Source organism: Lentzea sp. NPDC051838, from assembly GCF_040681245.1.
GTDB lineage: Bacteria > Actinomycetota > Actinomycetes > Mycobacteriales > Pseudonocardiaceae > Lentzea.
Genome location: NZ_JBFAYI010000014.1, coordinates 68540 through 86284, shown reverse-complemented (window position 1 = coordinate 86284; position 17745 = coordinate 68540). Strand labels below are relative to the sequence as shown.

Annotated in this window: 21 protein-coding genes; 9 read left to right on the top strand and 12 right to left on the bottom strand. The window is 68.0% G+C overall.

Going from position 1 to position 17745, the window contains the following annotated elements:
* The first annotated feature begins 1 nt into the window (after position 1).
* Complete coding sequence (locus tag AB0M24_RS27350; RefSeq protein WP_363773694.1) at positions 2–340, top strand: hypothetical protein; 339 nt, start codon at positions 2–4, stop codon at positions 338–340.
* Here AB0M24_RS27350 and AB0M24_RS27345 read toward each other — a convergent pair.
* The 4 genes from AB0M24_RS27345 to AB0M24_RS27330 are packed head-to-tail and all read right to left on the bottom strand — an operon-like array spanning position 337 to position 4275.
* Positions 337–2655, bottom strand: coding sequence for a glycosyl hydrolase family 65 protein (locus tag AB0M24_RS27345; protein ID WP_363773691.1), 2319 nt, complete (start codon positions 2653–2655; stop codon positions 337–339). The two genes, AB0M24_RS27350 and AB0M24_RS27345, sit on opposite strands and share 4 nt — an antisense overlap.
* The gene (locus AB0M24_RS27340) at positions 2652–3329 is read right to left on the bottom strand and encodes a beta-phosphoglucomutase family hydrolase (protein ID WP_363773688.1); all 678 of its coding nucleotides are present in this window, start codon (positions 3327–3329) and stop codon (positions 2652–2654) included. The genes AB0M24_RS27345 and AB0M24_RS27340 overlap by 4 nt, the downstream gene beginning before the upstream one ends.
* A 7-nt stretch (positions 3330–3336) precedes the next feature.
* Positions 3337–3549: a hypothetical protein gene (locus tag AB0M24_RS27335; RefSeq protein WP_363773685.1), complete on the bottom strand. Its 213-nt coding sequence runs from the start codon at positions 3547–3549 to the stop codon at positions 3337–3339.
* Between the two features lie 24 nt (positions 3550–3573).
* Positions 3574–4275, bottom strand: a complete 702-nt coding sequence (locus tag AB0M24_RS27330; RefSeq protein WP_363773682.1) for a VIT family protein — start codon at positions 4273–4275, stop codon at positions 3574–3576.
* Between the two features lie 23 nt (positions 4276–4298).
* On the opposite strand from AB0M24_RS27330, the gene AB0M24_RS27325 reads away from it, so the two are divergent.
* The 3 genes from AB0M24_RS27325 to AB0M24_RS27315 all read left to right on the top strand — a co-directional run bounded on the left by AB0M24_RS27325 (position 4299) and on the right by AB0M24_RS27315 (position 6381).
* Entirely contained in the window at positions 4299–5258 is a 960-nt protein-coding gene (locus tag AB0M24_RS27325) for a zinc-binding alcohol dehydrogenase family protein (RefSeq protein ID WP_363773679.1), read from the top strand.
* Between the two features lie 98 nt (positions 5259–5356).
* Positions 5357–6001 carry a hypothetical protein gene (locus tag AB0M24_RS27320; protein WP_363773676.1) on the top strand — a complete coding sequence of 215 codons (645 nt, stop codon included), beginning with the start codon at positions 5357–5359 and terminating at the stop codon, positions 5999–6001.
* Between the two features lie 77 nt (positions 6002–6078).
* Positions 6079–6381, top strand: coding sequence for an iron-sulfur cluster biosynthesis protein (locus AB0M24_RS27315; protein ID WP_363773673.1), 303 nt, complete (start codon positions 6079–6081; stop codon positions 6379–6381).
* 379 nt (positions 6382–6760) lie between these two features.
* Here AB0M24_RS27315 and AB0M24_RS27310 read toward each other — a convergent pair whose 3' ends face one another.
* The 7 genes from AB0M24_RS27310 to AB0M24_RS27280 all read right to left on the bottom strand — a co-directional run bounded on the left by AB0M24_RS27310 (position 6761) and on the right by AB0M24_RS27280 (position 12369).
* Complete coding sequence (locus AB0M24_RS27310) at positions 6761–7687, bottom strand: NlpC/P60 family protein (RefSeq protein ID WP_363773670.1); 927 nt, start codon at positions 7685–7687, stop codon at positions 6761–6763.
* Between the two features lie 282 nt (positions 7688–7969).
* A complete protein-coding gene (locus AB0M24_RS27305; protein WP_363773667.1) occupies positions 7970–8941 on the bottom strand; it encodes an NlpC/P60 family protein in 972 nt (323 codons plus the stop codon).
* Positions 8942–9006: 65 nt separating this feature from the next.
* Positions 9007–9258: a hypothetical protein gene (locus AB0M24_RS27300; protein WP_363773664.1), complete on the bottom strand. Its 252-nt coding sequence runs from the start codon at positions 9256–9258 to the stop codon at positions 9007–9009.
* A 50-nt stretch (positions 9259–9308) separates the two neighbouring features.
* Positions 9309–9626 carry a hypothetical protein gene (locus AB0M24_RS27295; RefSeq protein WP_363773661.1) on the bottom strand — a complete coding sequence of 106 codons (318 nt, stop codon included), beginning with the start codon at positions 9624–9626 and terminating at the stop codon, positions 9309–9311.
* 31 nt (positions 9627–9657) lie between these two features.
* Positions 9658–10902, bottom strand: a complete 1245-nt coding sequence (locus AB0M24_RS27290; RefSeq protein ID WP_363773658.1) for an MFS transporter — start codon at positions 10900–10902, stop codon at positions 9658–9660.
* Positions 10854–11921 carry a PLP-dependent cysteine synthase family protein gene (locus AB0M24_RS27285; RefSeq protein ID WP_363773655.1) on the bottom strand — a complete coding sequence of 356 codons (1068 nt, stop codon included), beginning with the start codon at positions 11919–11921 and terminating at the stop codon, positions 10854–10856. Before AB0M24_RS27285 ends, AB0M24_RS27290 begins: the two co-directional genes overlap by 49 nt.
* Before the next feature lie 100 nt (positions 11922–12021).
* Positions 12022–12369, bottom strand: coding sequence for a hypothetical protein (locus AB0M24_RS27280; protein WP_363773652.1), 348 nt, complete (start codon positions 12367–12369; stop codon positions 12022–12024).
* Between the two features lie 79 nt (positions 12370–12448).
* On the opposite strand from AB0M24_RS27280, the gene AB0M24_RS27275 reads away from it, so the two are divergent.
* Genes AB0M24_RS27275 through AB0M24_RS27255 form a run of 5 tightly spaced genes read left to right on the top strand, consistent with a single transcriptional unit; the run spans position 12449 to position 16994 of the window.
* Positions 12449–13438, top strand: coding sequence for an ABC transporter substrate-binding protein (locus tag AB0M24_RS27275; protein ID WP_363773649.1), 990 nt, complete (start codon positions 12449–12451; stop codon positions 13436–13438).
* Positions 13439–13442: 4 nt separating this feature from the next.
* On the top strand, positions 13443–14642 hold the full coding sequence (locus AB0M24_RS27270; protein WP_363773646.1) for an MFS transporter: 1200 nt from the start codon (positions 13443–13445) through the stop codon (positions 14640–14642).
* Positions 14643–14654: 12 nt separating this feature from the next.
* Positions 14655–15659 (top strand): hypothetical protein, encoded by a 1005-nt coding sequence (locus tag AB0M24_RS27265; RefSeq protein WP_363773643.1) that lies wholly within the window; start codon positions 14655–14657, stop codon positions 15657–15659.
* A gap of 13 nt (positions 15660–15672) precedes the next feature.
* Positions 15673–16590: a prolyl aminopeptidase gene (gene pip / locus AB0M24_RS27260; RefSeq protein ID WP_363773640.1), complete on the top strand. Its 918-nt coding sequence runs from the start codon at positions 15673–15675 to the stop codon at positions 16588–16590.
* Entirely contained in the window at positions 16587–16994 is a 408-nt protein-coding gene (locus AB0M24_RS27255) for a DUF1992 domain-containing protein (protein ID WP_363773637.1), read from the top strand. Before pip ends, AB0M24_RS27255 begins: the two co-directional genes overlap by 4 nt.
* A 5-nt stretch (positions 16995–16999) precedes the next feature.
* Here AB0M24_RS27255 and AB0M24_RS27250 read toward each other — a convergent pair whose 3' ends face one another.
* Positions 17000–17515, bottom strand: a complete 516-nt coding sequence (locus AB0M24_RS27250) for a lytic polysaccharide monooxygenase auxiliary activity family 9 protein (RefSeq protein WP_363773634.1) — start codon at positions 17513–17515, stop codon at positions 17000–17002.
* Positions 17516–17745: the final 230 nt, after the last annotated feature.

The following is a 17745-nucleotide window of genomic DNA, read 5'->3' as shown; positions in this document are numbered from 1 at the left end:
CATGAGCATCGAGACGGTCATGAACCGGTGGAAGGACGCCGTGGACGCGCACGAACCCGAGCGTGTGTCGTCGAACTTCACCGAGGACGCCATTTTTCAAGGCCTGCACCCGTACGGGGTGGGCAGAAAAGCGATCGCCGAGTACTACGATTCCCAGCCCATCGGTCTCAAAGCCGAGTACAAGATTCTGGAAACGCGTTTGCTCGCCGACGATCTGGAGCTCGCCTATTTGACGGTCGATTTCTCGTTCGTCGACCGGCCCACGATCACGGTGAACCTCAGCGTGCTCGTGAGGGGAGACCTGATCACGCACTACCAGGTCTCCCTCCTCCCGAACTAGTGCCTGCGCGGCTCCCGGCCGAACGGTGAAGGCGGCCGTTCGAGCTCGGGAGCCTTCGGGATCGGCAGCGTTACCGGGGTGTCCGCGGTGATCGTGATCGGCTCGCCGTGGTGCTTGGTCCGGAGCTCGGCGCCGTCGACGATCCGGTAGGTGGCCTCGGTCTCGTGCACGTCGATGGCGATTCTGGTGCCCTGGAAGCACATGCGGAACGAGAACCGGGTGAGGGCGTCCGGCAGCCGCGGCGCGAACGTGAGCTCACCGCCGTGGTCGCGCATGCCGCCGAACCCGGCCACCAGCGCCATCCACGCGCCCGCGAGCGAGGCCATGTGCAGGCCGTTGTCGACGTTGCTGTGCAGGTCGTGGAGGTCGGTGTAGACGGCCTCGACGAGGTAGTCGAACGCCAGCCCGAGGTGCCCGACCTCCGCGGCCAGCACCGCCTGCGTGCCGGCCGACAACGACGAGTCGCGCACCGTCCGCGCCTCGTAGTAGGCGAAGTTGCGGGCCTTCTCCTCGGGCGTGAAAGCGTCGCCGCGCACGTGCATCGCCAGCACGAGGTCGGCCTGCTTCACCACCTGGCGCCGGTACAGGTCGAAGTACGGGAAGTGCAGCAGCAGCGGGTACTTCTCCGGCGGTGTGTTCTCGAAGTTCCACTCCGCGTGCTTGGTGAAGTTGTCCGCCTGCGAGTGCACCTGCAGCATCTCGTCGTACGGAATCGCCATCGCGTCAGCGGCCTTCCGCCACGCCGCGATCTCCGCCTCGGACGCGTCCGCCTTGTCCGGGTGGCGTTCCGCGGCATCGGCGGCGGCGCGCAGGTTCTGCTGGGCGATCAGGTTGGTGTAGAGGTTGTTGTCGACGATCGCCGAGTACTCGTCCGGGCCTGTCACGCCGTCGATGCGGAACCCGTCGTGCCGGTCGTGGTGGCCGAGCGACATCCACAGACGTGCTGTCTCCGCAAGGATTTCCGTGGCCTCGTCGCGGTCGAAGCACTCGTCGTTCGTGGCGTTGAGGTACTGCTGCGTGGCGTAGGCGACGTCGCCGTTGACGTGGAACGCAGCCGTGCCCGCCGGCCAGTACGCACTGCACTCGGCGCCGTTGATCGAACGCCACGGGAACGCGGCTCCCTTGAGTCCCAGCACCTTCGCGCGGTCGCGGGCCTTGTCCAAAGTGGAGTGACGCCAGCGCAGGGCGTCCCGTGCGGCGTCCGGGAGCGTGTAGGTGAGCACCGGGAGCACGAACATCTCGGTGTCCCAGAACGCGTGACCGTCGTAGCCCGGCCCGGTGAGGCCTTTCCCCGGAATGGCACGGGTTTCGCCGCGGGCACCGGCCTGCAGGATGTGGAACAACGCGAACCGGATCGCCTGCTGCAGCTCGTCGTCGCCGTCGATCTCGATGTCGGCGACCTGCCAGAAGTCGTCCAGGAACGCCCTTTGCTCCTGTTGCAGGCCTTCCCAGCCGGTCTGGCACGCACCGGCGAGCGCGGCCTCCACCTGGGCTCGCAGTGCCGGGGTGGAACGCTGGCCGGACCAGCCGTACGCGAGGTACTTGGTGAGCTTGAGGCAGCTGCCCGCCTTGACGTCGACGGCGGCGGTGAAGCGCGCCAGGTCGGCCTCGGCGCGGATGTCGGTGCTGACGACGCTGTCGACGTCGATCTCGTGGTCCATCGCGGCGGCCATGCGAAGACCGGACACCTTGGTGTGGTGGCACAGCACGGCGCGCGTCTTCTCGGCCATCGTGAAGTCGTCGACCAGCGGGGCGTCCAGCGCGGCGGCGACGCGGGGATCGTTGGAGCGGCTGACGGTCGGCTCGTTGGCGAGCAGGTCGGACTGGACGACGAGCTGCACGTCGTCCATCGGCTCGACCTCGTACCGGATGGCGGCGACCGCGCGCTGCGTGAACGACACGAGCCGTTCGCTGCGCACGATCACACGGCGACCGGTCGGCGACTCCCAGACCGTGCGGCGGCGCAGCGTGCCGGAGCGGAAGTCGAGGACGCGTTCGTGCTCGATCGCGGTGCCGTAGCGCATGTCCAGCGGCTCGTCCTCGACCAGCAACCGGATGATCTTGCCGTCGGTGACGTTGACGACCGTCTGCCCGGCCTCGGGATAGCCGTAGCCCGCTTCCCCGTACGGCAGCTGGTGCTGTTCGTAGAAGCCGTTGAGGTAGGTGCCGGGCAGGCCGCGCGGCTCGCCTTCGTCGAGGGTGCCTCTGAACCCGATGTGACCGTTGGCCAGGGCGAACGTCGACTCGGTCCGGTGCAGCTGGTCCACGGCGAGGCCCTGCCAGCGCAGTGCCCACGGTTCGACGGTGTAGCTCATGACAGCAGCTCGTCGAGCTCGTCGACGACCTGGTCGGCGCCGTTGGTCTTGAGGGCTTCCCGCTGGTGGCCGCGGTCGACGCCCACGACGAAGCCGAAACCGCCGTCGTGGCCCGCTTTCACGCCCGCGAGCGCGTCTTCGAACACCGCGGCGTTCTCCGGTGCTGACTTCAGTCTCCTGGCGCCTTCGAGGAACGAGTCCGGTGCCGGTTTGCCCTGCAGGTTCGACGCGGTGATGACGTTGCCGTCCACCAGCGCGTCGACGTAGTCCAGGAGATCGCCCGCCCTGAGCACGCGCATGGCGTTGGCCGAGGACGTGACGACACCGATGGGGACGCCGGCCTTTCTCGCGGCTTGGAGGTAGCGGACCGAGCCGGGGTAGGGCGTGATGCCCTCTTCGTCGATGATCTGGTTGACCAGGTCGTTCTTCTGGTCGCCGATGCGGCGGATCTCGTCTTCTGGTGGCGTGAGGTCGCGCGAGGCGAGGAAGCTGCGGACGCCGTCGTAGCGCGGCTTGCCGTCGACGTAGGCGAGGTAGTCCTGCTCGCTGAACGGCTGACCCATGGCTTCGAACGTCTGCTTCCACGCCTTGCGGTGCAGGACCGCGGTGCTCGTGAGCACGCCGTCGAGGTCGAACAGCAACGCCGTGATCCGCTCCGGGAGGCCGAGGCTCATACCTCGATCATGCACCCGTCTCGTCGTCCTCGCCGCGCTCTTCCTTGAGACGTTCATCGAGTGGTCGCGGGTGGGCCTGCTCGTATTCGGTCATCCCGTACTTGTCGGACTCCGCCCAGCCGTCCGCGAGCTCCTGCGGGTCCGGTCCGAGGTTGTCCTCGTCGACCGCCTCGAAGTCCTCCGTGCCCTGGGCGACGTATGCCTCGCGTTCTTCGCTCATCGCGTTGCAGTACCCAGTTCGGTGCTATCCGATGCTTTGGCCCACCAACGAGCCGATGGCGTACGTGACGCCCATCGCGATCAGTCCACCCGCGATGTTGCGGATGATCGCGCGCTGCCTGTCGGCGCCGCTGAGCTTCGCGCTGATGAAGCCGGTCAGGGCGAGGGTGAGGATGGCGGTGGCGACCGTGACCGGGACTCTGGCGCTGGTTGGGGTCAGGGCGATCGCGGCGAGGGGGAGGAGTGCGCCGATCGTGAAGCTGATGAAGCTCGCGATGGCGGCGCCCCACGGGTTGGTGAGCTCGTCCGGGTCGATGTGCAGCTCGGCTTCGGCGTGGGCGGCCAGGGCGTCGTGCTTGGTGAGCTGCTTGGCGACCTCTTGCGCGGTGTCCTCGTCGAGGCCCTTGCCCTCGTAGATCTCCTTGAGCTCCTCGAGTTCTTCGTCGGGCATGTCTTTCAGCTCTTGGCGTTCCTTGGCGAGCAGGGCGCGTTCGGCGTCTCGTTGGCTGCTGACCGAGACGTACTCGCCGCTGGCCATGGACATCGCGCCCGCGAAGAGTCCCGCGAGGCCCGCGATGAGGATCTGGGCCCTGTCGGTGGTGGCGCCGGCGACACCTACCACGAGGCTGGCGGTGGAGACGATGCCGTCGTTCGCGCCCAGAACACCCGCGCGGAGCCAGTTCATCCGATCGCCGGTGACCTCGTCGTGGGGCTCGTGGTGTGCCATTTTCGGAGGCTAACCTGGGGATCATGCTTTCGTGGCAGACCACGCCGCTGAGGTTGACCGACGTGCCGGTGCCGTCACCCGCTCCGGGTGAGCTGCTGGTGCGGGTGCTGGCTTGTGGGGTGTGCCGGACGGATCTGCACGTGGTGGACGGCGATCTGCCCGTGCATCGTGCGTCGGTCGTGCCTGGCCATCAGGTCGTGGGTGAGGTTGTCGTCGCTGCCGGGGACTTCGCTGTCGGCTCGCTGGTGGGAATCGCCTGGTTGCGGCACACATGTGGTTCTTGCCGGTTCTGTTTGCGCGGTGACGAGAACCTTTGTCCGTCCTCGCTTTTCACCGGGTGGGACGCTGATGGTGGATATGCGTCTTATGCGGTCGTTCCTGCTGCGTATGCGCTGCGGCTGCCTTCCGGGTATTCCGCCGAGGCGGTGGCGCCGTTGTTGTGCGCGGGGATCATCGGGTATCGGGCTTTGCAGCGTGCTTGTGTTCCTGACGGTGGGCGGCTGGGGATCTACGGGTTCGGCGGGTCGGCTCACCTGGCCTTGCAGGTCGCGGTGGCTCGCGGGTACGAGGTGCACGTCGTGACGCGGTCTGCTTCCGCTCGCTCGCTGGCGTTGTCGTTGGGGGCTGTGTCGGCTTCTTCGGACGCGCCTCCGGTGTTGTTGGACTCGGCTGTGTTGTTCGCGCCGGTGGGGACGTTGGTGCCTCCTGCTCTGGAGGCGCTGGACCGGGGTGGGACGTTGGCGATCGCCGGGATCCATCTGTCGGATGTGCCGGTTTTGTCTTACTCGCGGCACCTCTTCCAGGAGCGGCAGATCCGTTCGGTCACCGCGAACACCCGTGCTGATGCTGCTGAGTTCTTGGCCTTCTGCGCCTCGCACCGGCTGTCGGTGGCGACACAGGCTTATGGGTTGGCTGAGGCGAACCTGGCGTTGTCGGACCTCCGTGCCGGCCGCGTGACGGGTGCGGCAGTGCTCGTGGCGTGAGGTTTTGCCTGGTCATCGCTTGGATGTTCAGTTTTTGTCAGACCTCCGTGGCACCATGTCGAACAGGTGTTCGTCTGTGGTGTAGGAGGTAGGTCAAGATGCAGATCGATCCCCGTCGCTGGCCGGGCCGCGTGGTGCCTACCACCGACGCCGACGTGGCCATCGCGGTCGAGTCGCTGGTCACGCGCGCCTCGTGGCCGGACGCGGACCGCCGCTGGGTCCGCCGCACGCTCGAGCCGTGGTTCAAGGCGGGGTGGAGCGTCGACGCCGTGCTGGTGGCGCTCGACAAACGCCCGGACGGCACCCGCCAGGGCGCGCCTCGCTCCCGCGCGCAGGTGGCGCACGAGTTCCTGCGCGCCCGGATGATGGTGTGGACCGACGACGGAGCGCGCCTCGCCCGCCCGCCTTTAACCGGCATGTCGCTGGGCGAGTGGTTCCGCGTCAACCGCCGCAACGCCCTGCTGCACGCCCGTCGTTCGTCCGCGGTCTTGACGTCCGAGGGCGAGCGCGCACGGGCGGAGTCGCGCGCCCTGGCCCACCGCCGCGACCCGGTGGAACGCAGCCGCGAGAAGGCCCGCCGCCGCACGGAGGCGCTGGACAGCCTGCTGGTCCCAGGCCAGGAGGCCCCGTCCTTCGCCGACTCGTGGCGCCTGGTAGCCGAACTGATCCCGGTCCCGCGCGTCTGCTCGGCGTGCGGCCACGTGCGAAACGAGGTGACCCGCCCAGCCCACCGCGTGGCCTGAGTTTTTCGGCCGTCGATGGTTGAAGCCGGCGTCGGCAGGGAACACGAGTCCTTTGTTTCCTGTCTGAAGGGGCCGACATGCTCGAAGTGACGCCGATGGCTGCCGAGGTCATCAACGAGCTGACGTCACAGTCAGCCGCCACCAACGACGGCGTCGGCCTGCGCTTCGCCCTCGCCGCCGAGCAGAACAGCCAGGCGGCGCTGGAACTCTCGCTGAGCGAAGCGGTGGACGGCGACCAGGTCGTGACGGCCGACGCGGGCGCGAAGGTCATCATGGAACCCGCGGCGGCCCAGTACCTGGACGACAAGGTGCTCGACGTGCGTGAGGACTCGGAGGGCAACCCGGCCTTCGCCATCGCCCGCCAGGACCAGCCGACCTGACGTCTGCCGGTGTGAGCGGCGTGGCGCCTCGGTCTGTCCGCGCTCAGGCCGAGTGCGTCCGTGCGTGCTGGGCGAGTTGGGCGAAAGCGGGCCGGGCTTCTTCGCGTGGAGTGGGGCAGCCCGGCCCGGCTCGACAGTCAGCTCGGCTCTGCGGTCGGCCCCCGGTTGAAACATCCGCAGGCACGACGAACGTCCCCTGGCCGAGGGCAAGGCGCGCGTCTGGCGGTGAGCAGGTGGGGCGAGCGAGGCTCAAACACGCCCGTGGGCGTGACGCCTCGGCCTGCCCGCGTCTCCACGCGGAAGTGCACAGCCCCGGACATCGGGAACGACGAAGCGCCCCCTGCCCGAAGGCAAGAGGCGCTCCGAAGTACGAACCAGGTCAGCCCGCGATGCGGCGAATCGCCGTGACCGGACCGATCGAGTCGATGTCGGCGATCTTCACCGGCACGCCCTCGGTGGACGCGTGCACGGCGCGGACGCCGTCGATCGCCAGCGCGACGTGCGACTGGCTGGAGTAGTAGACGAGGATGTCGCCCGCCTGGACGTCGTTGCGGCTGACCGCGCGACCCGCGGCGGCCTGGGCGTAGCTGGTGCGGCCGATGGTCACGCCGGCCGACGCGTACGCCTTCTGGATCAGCGAGGAGCAGTCCCACGCGTCCGGGCCGTTGGCGCCGTAGACGTAGGGGTCGCCGCGCTGGGCCAGGGCGAACGACACGGCGGCACCCGCGGCGCCGGGCGGCACCGAGATGTTCGACATGTCGCCGTTCTGGTTCAGCTGGTTGCGCACGGAGACGCTCAGCGAGTTGTACTGCGCCTTCGCCTCGGCGAGCTGCTTGTCGAGGTCGGCCTTCTTGGCCTCGATCTCGCCGAGCAGCTTCTTCGAGGCCTCGGTGGCCTCGTTCGCCGTCTTCGTCGCGTTGTCCGCGGCGGAGACAGCGTCCGAGAGCTTCTTCAGCGCCTCCGCGTTGTCGGCCGCGAGGATGTTGATGGCCGACATGCGGTTGAGGAAGTCCTGCTGCGAGTCGCTCACGAGCAGCGCGGAGATCTGGTTGAAGCGCGCGCCCTCGAACGTGGACTCGGTGAGGACGTCGACGTGTCCGCGGAGAGCGTCCTCCGCCTTCTTGGCCTCGGCGAGGTCGCCCTTGGCCTTGTCCAGTTCACCCTGCTTGGCAGCGAGGTCGCCCTGCGCCTTCAGGTGGTCCTGGTTGAGCTGTGAAGCCTTCTCGGACAGCTCGTTGTACTTCTTGAGCGCGTCTGCCGCGGAAGGCTGTGCGGTGGCCGGGGCCGTGGGGAGAGCTGCTGCCACGACCGCTGCGGTCGCTACGAGTGCTCCACGCACGGTACGGCGTGAGGGGTGCGACACCACGTCGCGGGTCCTCCTTTGTCCTGGCAGCCGCCTCGCGAGAACTACTGCGCGTGAGGCGGCAACCTTGGCGTGTGCCCCGAGTGGGTTAACTGCTGGGCCGAAGGTCTCGGACAGGTTACGGAACGACCTTGTATCCGTCTACCACCGGGTCCTCAACAGTTCACCGGACAGCACGCTCTCACAGTCGTCTACGTCGGTTTATCGCGGGGTGGGAGAGAAGCGTCACCCGACAACTCGACGAATCACCGAAATGGGGCCGATCGAGTCGATGTTCGCAACTTTCACCGGCACACCCTCGGTGGACGCGTGCACCGCGCGAACGCTGTCCACGGCCATGGCCACGTGCGACTGTCCCGAGTAGTAGATGATCAGGTCACCGGGCGCGACCTCGCCTCGGCCCACTGCGCGGCCGATCTTCGCCTGGTCGTAGGTGACACGGGGGATCGTCACGCCGGCGGCCCGGTACGAGGCCTGCATCAGCGACGAGCAGTCCCACGAGTTCGGCCCGTTCGAACCGAAGACGTACGGCTTGCCCTGCTGGCTCATCGCGAACGACAGCGCCGCCCCCGCCGCACCGGGAGGCGCGTTCACCGTGACCGTCGGGCCGGGATTCGCCAACGCCTTCTGCTGCGGCACCGTCAACGACTGGTACTTCGTGCGCGCCGCCGTCACCTGCTGGTCCATGGCGACCTTGCGCGTCGACACGTCCGCGGCGAACTTCTCCGCCGCCGCGGCCGCCTTCGTGGCGTCGGTGCGGGCCTTCTGCGCGGTGTCGATGTTGGCGGCCATCTGCGACACAGCGGCGTTCTGGTCCGAAGCGATGATGTTCATCGCCTGCATCCGCTCCAGGAAGTCCTGCTGGGACGTCGACGTCAGGAACGCGGACAGGTTGTTGAGCCGCGCGCCCTCGAACGACGCCGTGGTCAGCACGTCGACCTGCCCGCGGTACTGCTCGGACTCGGCGAGCGCCTTCTTCTCCGCCTCGGTGGCGGCCACGACGATCGCGTTCGCCCTGGACAGGTCGCTCTGGGCCTTGAGGTGGTCCTGGCTCAGCTTCTCGGCCTCGCGGGTCAGGTCCGTGTAGGCCTTCAGCGCCTCGTCGACGGGCTGGGCGTGGGCCGTGGGCATCGACACCACCGTCGCGGCGACCACGGCGGCCAGAGCGGTTGTCCTTGCAGCACGTCGGCCGGGCACGCGGCCTCCTCAGGAGTCGGGAATCGGACTTCTGAGGAGGCGTACGGCCTAACGGCCCAGAGGGTTCACTTTCCCGAATGGTCGATCACGTTGCCGTTGGAGCAGTTGTTCTTGTGGTTGCCCGTCCAGTCGCTGAGCGCCGGGACGACCGCGAGCTCCTGGATGCAGACGTCCGCGGCGGTGAAGGCCCAGTTGGTCGCGGCGTTCACCCCCGGCGCGAAGTTCGAGTCGCTGTCGGCGAGAGCCGGGGAGGCGGCGGCGAGCGTGGCGCCCGCGGCGGCGAGAACGGTGGTTGCGATGCGTGAGGATTTGAACACGGCGTGCAACCTAGCCGTCCTCGCCTGCCGAACCCGGCGTTCTCACCCGATCAGGCGGCTCGACGTGCCTCGATCGAGGCACGGCAGGCGGCGATCAGGCGGGTGGTGGCGGCGCTGCCCCCGCGCCCACAGCGGGGGCAGCGCATCGCGACATCGCCGGAGAGCTCGTCGACCACCACGCCCAGCTCGGCGTCGCAGCCGCGGCACCAACGGTGTCGCGTGACTCGGTTGACGTGCACGGGCGAGGCCACGCACTGGTGGATCCAGCGACCGTGCACGTGGCAGGTCAAGCGGTCGTCGGGCGCCAGCACGCCGTCGTCCTCCGCGAGGTCTTCCTCGACCAGCGTCGCGATCAGATTGGCGATCATGGCGTTCCCCTCCGCTTCGAACCTGCCTCTGCTACTTCGTCGAACGAGCGAGCCCCGGTTCGACACGCGACGCCAACTTCCGCTGCGCCAGTTTCTTCAGGGCCCACGCACATCCGAGCCCCACCGACGTGAGAGCGAGCCATGGCATCCATGGCACACCCGCGCGCGCGGCGGCGTCGAACGCAATTCCGGTGAGCAGATTTCCGAGCAGGATGCCGACGCCCACGACCGTGTTGTAGAGGCCGTAGTGCGTCGCCACGAGCCGGTCGCCCGACAGCGAGACGATCTTGTCCATCTCGAACGGGAACACCACCATCGTGCCCAGCGCCAACAGCCCGGCGCACGCGATCAGCCCGGCCCAGCCGCCGAAAACCGCAGGTAGGAACGCCAGTCCGAGCACCAGTACGCCCAACGCCAACGATCGTTCAGGCCCCAGCCGGGCACGCGCCCACGCCGTGACCCGCATCTGGCCGAGCACCGCCAGCACTCCCGACACCGCGAACAACACGGCTGTCAGCACCGCCGAGCCGGAGGCCAGCGGTAGCGCCAGGTAGACCTGGAACGACAGCACGTAAGACCCGGTCATGGCCAACGCGAACAGCACGAACCGGCGATTCCCGAAGACCAGCCGCCAGTCCGCCAGCACCGAGTCACCCGAAGGCGTGCCGGACCGTGACGGCAGCGACCGCCACTGCAGCACCGTCAGCACCAGGAAGACGAAGGCCGCCACCAGGCACGTCAGCCGGAAGTCCACAGAGGTCAGTGCGAGCCCGATCAGCGGCCCCACCAGGATTCCGGTCTGGTAGAAGACGTTGAACAACGCGAACGCCTCCACCCGCCGCGGCCCGGCGTCGGCGGCCACGTACGCGCGCACGGCCGGGTTGAACAACGCCCCGGCGAATCCGGTCAGAGCGGAAGCGACCACCAACGCGGGCAGACCGTCCACGAGACCGAGCAGCAGAAACCCTGCGGTCCTCAAAGCACACCCCGCGACGATCAACGGCTTGTACCCCAACCGATCCGCGAGAGTGCCGCCGATCAGGAACATGCCCTGCTGCGCGAAGTTCCGCACTCCCAGCACGAGCCCGACGGCCCATCCGGCCAACGCGAGCGTCACGGACAGGTGCGAAGCGAGGTACGGCATCAACATGTAGAAGCCCACGTTGATGGTGAACTGGTTGAGCAGCAACAACTGCACACTGCGGTCGAACGTGCGGAACTGCCCGATCACGCCGTCACCGCCAGCGGGTCCACAACGGACGGACACCGCGTCCACGACAGCACTTCGCGCTCCCCGAAAGAGGAAATCTCCAGCGGATCAGCGGCCGGCACCACGTCCAGCAAGCCATGAGAAGCGCAGTACTCGTCGCTGAACACCGTGTCGAAGTAGCGCTGCGGCCCGTCCGGGAACACCGCCGCGATCCGCGTGCCGGCAGGAGAGGTACGAGCTAACCAGGACGCCACCAGAGCGACCGCCCCGACGCTCCACCCACCGCTCGCGTAGTGCCGCGAAGCCAGCGTCCGGCACGCCCACACGGCCTCGCCGGGGTTGACCCAGTGCACCTCCGAGAACGCCGGGTAGTCGACGTTGCGCGGGAAGATGCTCGACCCGAGCCCGCGCATCAGCCGGGTCCGCGCCGGTTGGCCGAAGATCGTCGACCCGATGGTGTCGACTCCGACCAGTCGCAACGACGGACAGTGCTGCCGCAGCACGGAAGCCACCCCGGCCGAGTGACCACCGGTGCCCACCGCGCACACGAGCACGTCCACCTGACCGAGCTGCGCCGCGAGCTCGTGGGCGAGCGGCGCGTACCCGGCCACGTTGTCCGGGTTGTGGTACTGGTCAGGGCAGTAGGCGCCGGGCAACGTCGACAGCAGCTCGGCCACCCGCCGGCGGCGCGCCTCCTGCCAGCCGCCGGTCGGATGCGGGCTTTCGACGAGATCCACGGTGGCGCCGTACGCGCGCAGCATTCGCCGGATGATCGGCTCCAGACCGGGATCGGTCACCAGCGTGACCGGGATGCCGTGCACGACCCCGGCGAGCGCCAGCCCGAGGCCGAGCGTGCCGCTGGTCGACTCGACGATGTGGCCGTCACGACGCAGATCGCCGCGCTCCAGCGCTTTCTCGACCATGTGCAGGGCGGCGCGGTCCTTCATGCCACCGCCGGGGTTGGCGCACTCCAGCTTCGCCCAGAAACCGGACGAAGAGGTGCGGGAGAGCTCGTCGATCCACAGCACGGGCGTGTTGCCGACGATGCCCGCGGGCGTGTTGCGGTCCAGAACGGGTACAGACATGGGGATTCCCTCAGGGAAGAAGAAGACAGGCCGGTTCGGGGGCGCGCGACAGCACGACAGGACCGCGGAAAGTCCTGTCGTTGCGCGCGAAAACGGCGGTCTAGGTCCGGGATATGCCGAGGTCGAGCAGCAGTGCGCGCCCCGAGCGAGACAGCTCGGAGCGCTGGAGACACGACTGCGTGGTGGCGGCGGGACGCGGGGCGGCGACGGCGTCCACGTCCGGAAGAGCGATCGAGGCAGCGCTTGCCTGAACGGCGGCCTGGGCGGGCGCGGCGGCGGACAGGTGGTGGGTGTCGCCGTGGTGGCAGAACTCCCCGGAGATGCCGGGCACGAACGCGCCGTGGTGGGCGGGCTCTGGCGGGCACCACGGGAGGAGCACGGACACCGCGAGGAGCAGCAGCGCCACGACGACGGCGACACGACGCCCTGTCGTCGATTGGTTCCGCACGGTGACCAACCTACCGGCCTGGCGGATCTTGTAAAGCCTCTTGATAAGTTAGGTAAGGCTAATCTCAGGAGGTGGACAGGTGCGCAGGACAGTCGCCGCGGTTCTGCTGCTCGGCCTAGTGGCCGGGTGCGGGAACGCGCAGACGGAGCAAGGGGCCGGTCAGTGGTCGTTCAAGGACGACCGCGGCAAGGAGGTCACCGCGCCGAAACGGCCGGAGCGCGTGGTCGCCCAGGTGTCCGCCGCCGGTGCGCTCAAGGACTACGGGATCAACGTCGTCGGCACGTTCGGGCCGCTCAAGCGTCCGGACGGCAGCACCGACCCCGAGGCGGGCAGCATCGACCCGAGCCAGGTCACCGACATCACCGGCCCCGGCTACGGCGAGATCGACTTCGAGAAGTTCGCCGCGCTGAACGCCGACCTGGTCGTCGCCGGCTACTACCCGGAGGTCACCGGACTCTGGCATCTCACCGCCGAGTTCGAGGAGAAGGTGCTCAAGATCGCCCCGACCGTCGGCATCGGGCAGTCGAAGATCCAGCTGCCGGACGGTGTCAAGCGCTTCCGCGAGCTCGCCAAGTCGCTGGGCGCGGACGTCGACTCGGCCAAGGTGAAGGCCGACGAGGCCGCGTTCACCAAGGCTGCGGACCGGCTCAAGGTCGTCGGCAAGAAGATGACGGACGCCGGCCAGAAGATCCAGGTCGTCGGCGCGGACCCGAAGCTCTTCTACGTCGCCGTGCCCGCCCGCAACCCCGATCTCGACTGGTACGCCAAGGAGCTCGGGCTGCCGCTGCTCACGCCGGACAAGCCCGACACCGAGGGCGGCGGCTACTTCCAGTCGCTGTCGTGGGAGAACTCCGGCACCTACAAGGAGCACGTGATCATGTGGGACACCCGTGCCCACGTGCTCAGCCCGGAGAAGATGAAGGAGGGCCACCCGGTCTTCCAGGCACTCCCGGCGGTGCAGGCGAACCGGTTCGTGGAGTGGAACGCGGTCGCCCCGCTCAGCTACTCCTCGTACGCGGGGATCATGAACAAATTGGCTGACCAGCTCGAACAGGTGTTGGCACGATAGCCGTGTGCTGACGCTTCTGAAGGAGAACGGCCCGTTGCGCGTGCTCAGCACCGCACGGGTCGTTTCTGTTGTGGGGGACGCGCTCAGCCTGGTCACGCTGATGCTGCACGTGCAGTCCGTGCTCGGGAAGGCGATCGCCGTCGCCGCGCTGCTGCTCGCCGGTGACTTCGCGCCGTCGTTGCTCAGCCCGTTCACCGGGCTCATCAGCGACCGGTTCGACCGGCGGACCGTGATGATCGTCTGCGAAGTCGCGCAATGCGCACTGCTCGCGGTCATCGCGTTCACGTTGCCACCGCTGCCGATCCTGCTCGCACTGGTCGGCCTGCGAGCGATGCTCGGGCAGATCTTCATCCCGGCTTCGCGGGCCGCCGTGCCGAGCCTGGTCGCGGAGAAGGATCTGCCGCAGGCCAACACCGTGCTGGGGTTCGGGGCGAACAGCGCGGACGTCGTCGGGCCGTTGCTCGCCGCCGCGCTGTTGCCGTTCCTGGGCACCCGAGGCGTGCTGCTCGTCGACGCCGTTTCGTTCGGTGTGTCCGCATTGTTGTTGCTGCGCCTGCCGAAACTCATCGTGCCCGCGGAACCGGGTGGGTCGGTGCTCGCCGACGTCCGGGACGGCCTCGGCGCGATCTGGCGCACCAGGGCGTTGCGCATCGTCTTCCTCGGCTTCTGCGGGGTCGTCGCGTGCACGACGATCGACGACGTGGCGATCATCCAGCTGGCCAAGGAGACGTTCCACGCGTCCGACAGCGCGGCGAGTGTCGTGCTCGCCGCGGTGGGCATCGGTCTGCTGGCCGGTTTCGCGTTGCTGGCCAAGGGAGCCACCAGGATCGGCATGGTCGCGCTGCTCGTGACGGGCTTCGTGGTGAGCAGCGCGGGCAACCTGCTGACCGGCTTCGCGTGGGGCGTGGCGGCGGCGTTCGCGGTGCAGACGGTGCGCGGACTCGGCATCGCGGCGATGGACGTCGCGCACAGCACGCTCATCCAACGGCTCTCACCCGCTGACAAGGTGGGCAGGGTCTTCGGCAACTTCTACGGCGGAATCGGGGTGGCAGCGGCGATCGGGTACGTCGGCGGTGGTCTGCTGCTGGACGCGGTCGGCCCCGAGCTGACGTTCATCCTCACCGGCGGCGCGGGCGTGCTGGTCGCGGCCTGGGTGGTTGCCGCTTCACCCGAAAGAGGTGTTGAGTGGAAATCAGCCTCTTGAGGGGAGAAGGCGATGTGGGGGAAGCGCATTGCCGTCCTTGCCATTTCACTGTTACTGGCCGGAACCACCGCGTCCGTCGCGCAGGCGAGCACTGGGGTTGTGCCCGCGTCGACGTCGTGGGTGTCCGCTGACCGCGGCTGGGTGCTGGGCCTCGACACCCTGTGCCAGACCGCGAAATGCCCGCAGCTCGTCCGCACGCTCGACGGCGGCACGACGTGGACGCGGGTGAAGACACCGGCGTTGTCGATCCCGGAGACCGACCGGTTGCGGGTGGTCTTCGCGAACGACGCGGCGGGCATGGTGACCGACGGCGAGCAGCTGTTCGTCACCAGCAACGGCGGCAACCGCTGGGAGCCGCTGGGGATGAAGGGAACCGTTGGGGCGCTTGGGTTCGACTCCAGCGGGTTCCTCGCGGTGATCTACGACGGCACGTCCAGCAGGTTGTTCCACCGCGAGCTGTGGTTCGGTTCGTGGAAGCCGGTGCCGGGCGTGGAGATCAAGGGTCAGACGGTCGGCGAGATCGCCTCCGGTCAGGTCTCGTTGTCGCGGTTCGGCGAGGAGAACCGGTACTGGACGCAGTCTCCGGCGGGCTGGAAGGAAGAGCCCGCGCCGTGCGACATCTTCGCGTCGACGCAGCTAGGCAACGTCGGCACCGACCGGTATGCGTTGTGCAGCTTCGATCCCGGCTTCGGGAACATGACCAAGGAGCTGCGCAAGTCCGAGGGCGGGCCGTTCAAGACGGTCAGCACGCCGCCGCGCGAGGGCATCACGACGGGCTTCGCGATCTCACCGGAGGCGGCGCTCGTGGCCGCGACCGGGCGCGACTGGTCGTTCGTGCACCGCGGTCCCGGCGACAAGTGGGACACGCTGCTCACGCTGGGCGGGCCGCCGTTCGAGGACCTGGCGTTCTCGGACGCGAAGCACGCCGCGCTGGTGCGGGGCGGGCCCGGTCAGGAGTTCGCCGAGGTGTATCGGACCGATGACGCCGGAATCAACTGGAAGCTCCTGAAGATCTAGATACGCTGGCTGCATGGAGCCTTACGAACACGGCATGCTCGACGTCGGGGACGGCAACCAGGTCTACTGGGAGCTCGTCGGCAGTCCGGACGGCAAGCCTGCCGTGTTCCTCCACGGCGGCCCCGGCGGACCCGCGAAGGGTGCCCGCAAGGCGCTCGACCCCGAGAAGTTCAAGCTGGTGATCTTCCACCAGCGCGGCTGCGGTCAGAGCACACCGCACGCGAGCGACCCGGCCGTGGACATGAGCGTCAACACCACGGACCACCTGATCGCGGACATGGAGCAGCTCCGCGAGCACCTCGGCATCGAGAAGTGGCTGGTGTACGGCGGTTCCTGGGGCACGACGCTCGGAGTCGCCTACGCGCAACGGCACCCGGAGCGCGTCTCCGAGATGATCCTGCTCGCGGTCACGATGTCCTCGCAGCGCGAGATCGACTGGCTGTACAAGGGAGTGTCCCGGTTCTTCCCGGAGGCGTGGGCCAGGTTCAGCGCGCACGCCGGCGACGAGCCGGACGTTGTACGCGCGTACGCGGAACTGCTGGGCAGCCCTGACCGCGCCGTGCAGGAGCAGGCGGCGGCCGAGTGGTGCCGGTGGGAGGACACCGTGCTGTCGCTGGAGAACTTCGGCAAGCCGGACGTGTTCAGCGACAGGGCCTCGGACGACGTGATCGCGCTCGCACGGATCATCGCGCACTACTACGCGGAGTACGGGTTCGTCGGCGATCTGCTGGGTGACGCGGGCAAGCTCGCGGGGATTCCGGCCGCGTTGATCCACGGCCGCAGGGATTTGAGCTGTCCCGCCGACACGGCGTGGAAGCTCGCGCAGGTGTGGCCGGACGCCGAACTGACCCTTGTGGACGACAGTGGCCACAAGGGCAGTCCCGCGTTCGGAGAGGCGATTCAGGCCGCGGTCAGGAGGTTTTCCCCGTGACGCAACGCAAACCGCACGGCATGGACTTCGAGTCGTGGATCGACAAGCAGATCCGCGAAGCCCAGGAACGCGGTGAGTTCGACGACCTGCCGAGCGCCGGGAAACCGTTGCCCGGCGCGGGTGAACCGCTCGAAGAGGACTGGTGGGTCAAGAAGAAGGTCCGGGAGGAAGAGGGCACGGCAGGGTTGCCCCCTTCCCTGGTGTTGCGCAAGCAGGCCGAGACCGCCAGGACCCGTGCCCTGGCGGCCAAGACCGACGCCGAGGCGCGCGCGATCATCGAGGAGATGAACGCGGAGATCCTCGACGCGTTGCGCAAACCGTTGTCCGGTCCGCCTTTGACACTCATGCCGTTCGACGTGGACAAGCTGCTGCGTGAGAGGAAGGGGACCTCACGCGGTGACTAGCTCGGTCAGCTCGCCTTGATGTCGATGCAGGAGTAGAACGCCATCGCGGTGTCGCCGATGTTCCACACGGCCAGGACCTTGTGGTTGCCCGCCGACCCCACGTTGACGGTGTGCGACACGGTCGCCGGCGGCTGCTGGTTGTTGCCGCTGAAGTTGGCGACCTTGCGCCCGTCGACGTAGTAGTCGTAGTCGCGCGTGCGGTGGCGTGCGGTGAAGGTCCACTTGAACGTCACCGAACGGCCGGTGCTGTGCCTCTTCCAGCCCTTGTTGTCGTTGCTGAGCTCTGCGAACTGCGACAGGTTGGCGTGGCAGCTCTGCAGGCCCTTCGGCCCCTCGACCGACTGCGGTTCGTACTGGATGGCACCACAGGAGATGGTGCGGGCGGCGCACTGCGCCTGACGGCTGGCCGGCGACGAGATGTAGCCGTGCGCGAATGCCGTGCCCGTGGGGAGAGCCACCAGGACCAACGGGGCAGCCAGAACGCCTGCCAGCGCGGCAGCGAGCCTGGGTCGATTCTTCATGTGACTTCCTTTGCCTTGATGTTGCGTGCAGGCCTGACATCGCGGCGGCGGTTGAAGGTCTAGACCATACCGCGCGTAATCGCGGGGCCACAAGACGTGTCTGATAGATCAGTCAGGTAAGCGATTACCGCTCAGCTTTGTACAAGAGCGAAATTTCGGTCACTCTTGAGTGAAGTCGTTTGTTTCTGGGATGTTCTGCGCAACTTCGAGCTGTCTTGGGGTGCCAAGTG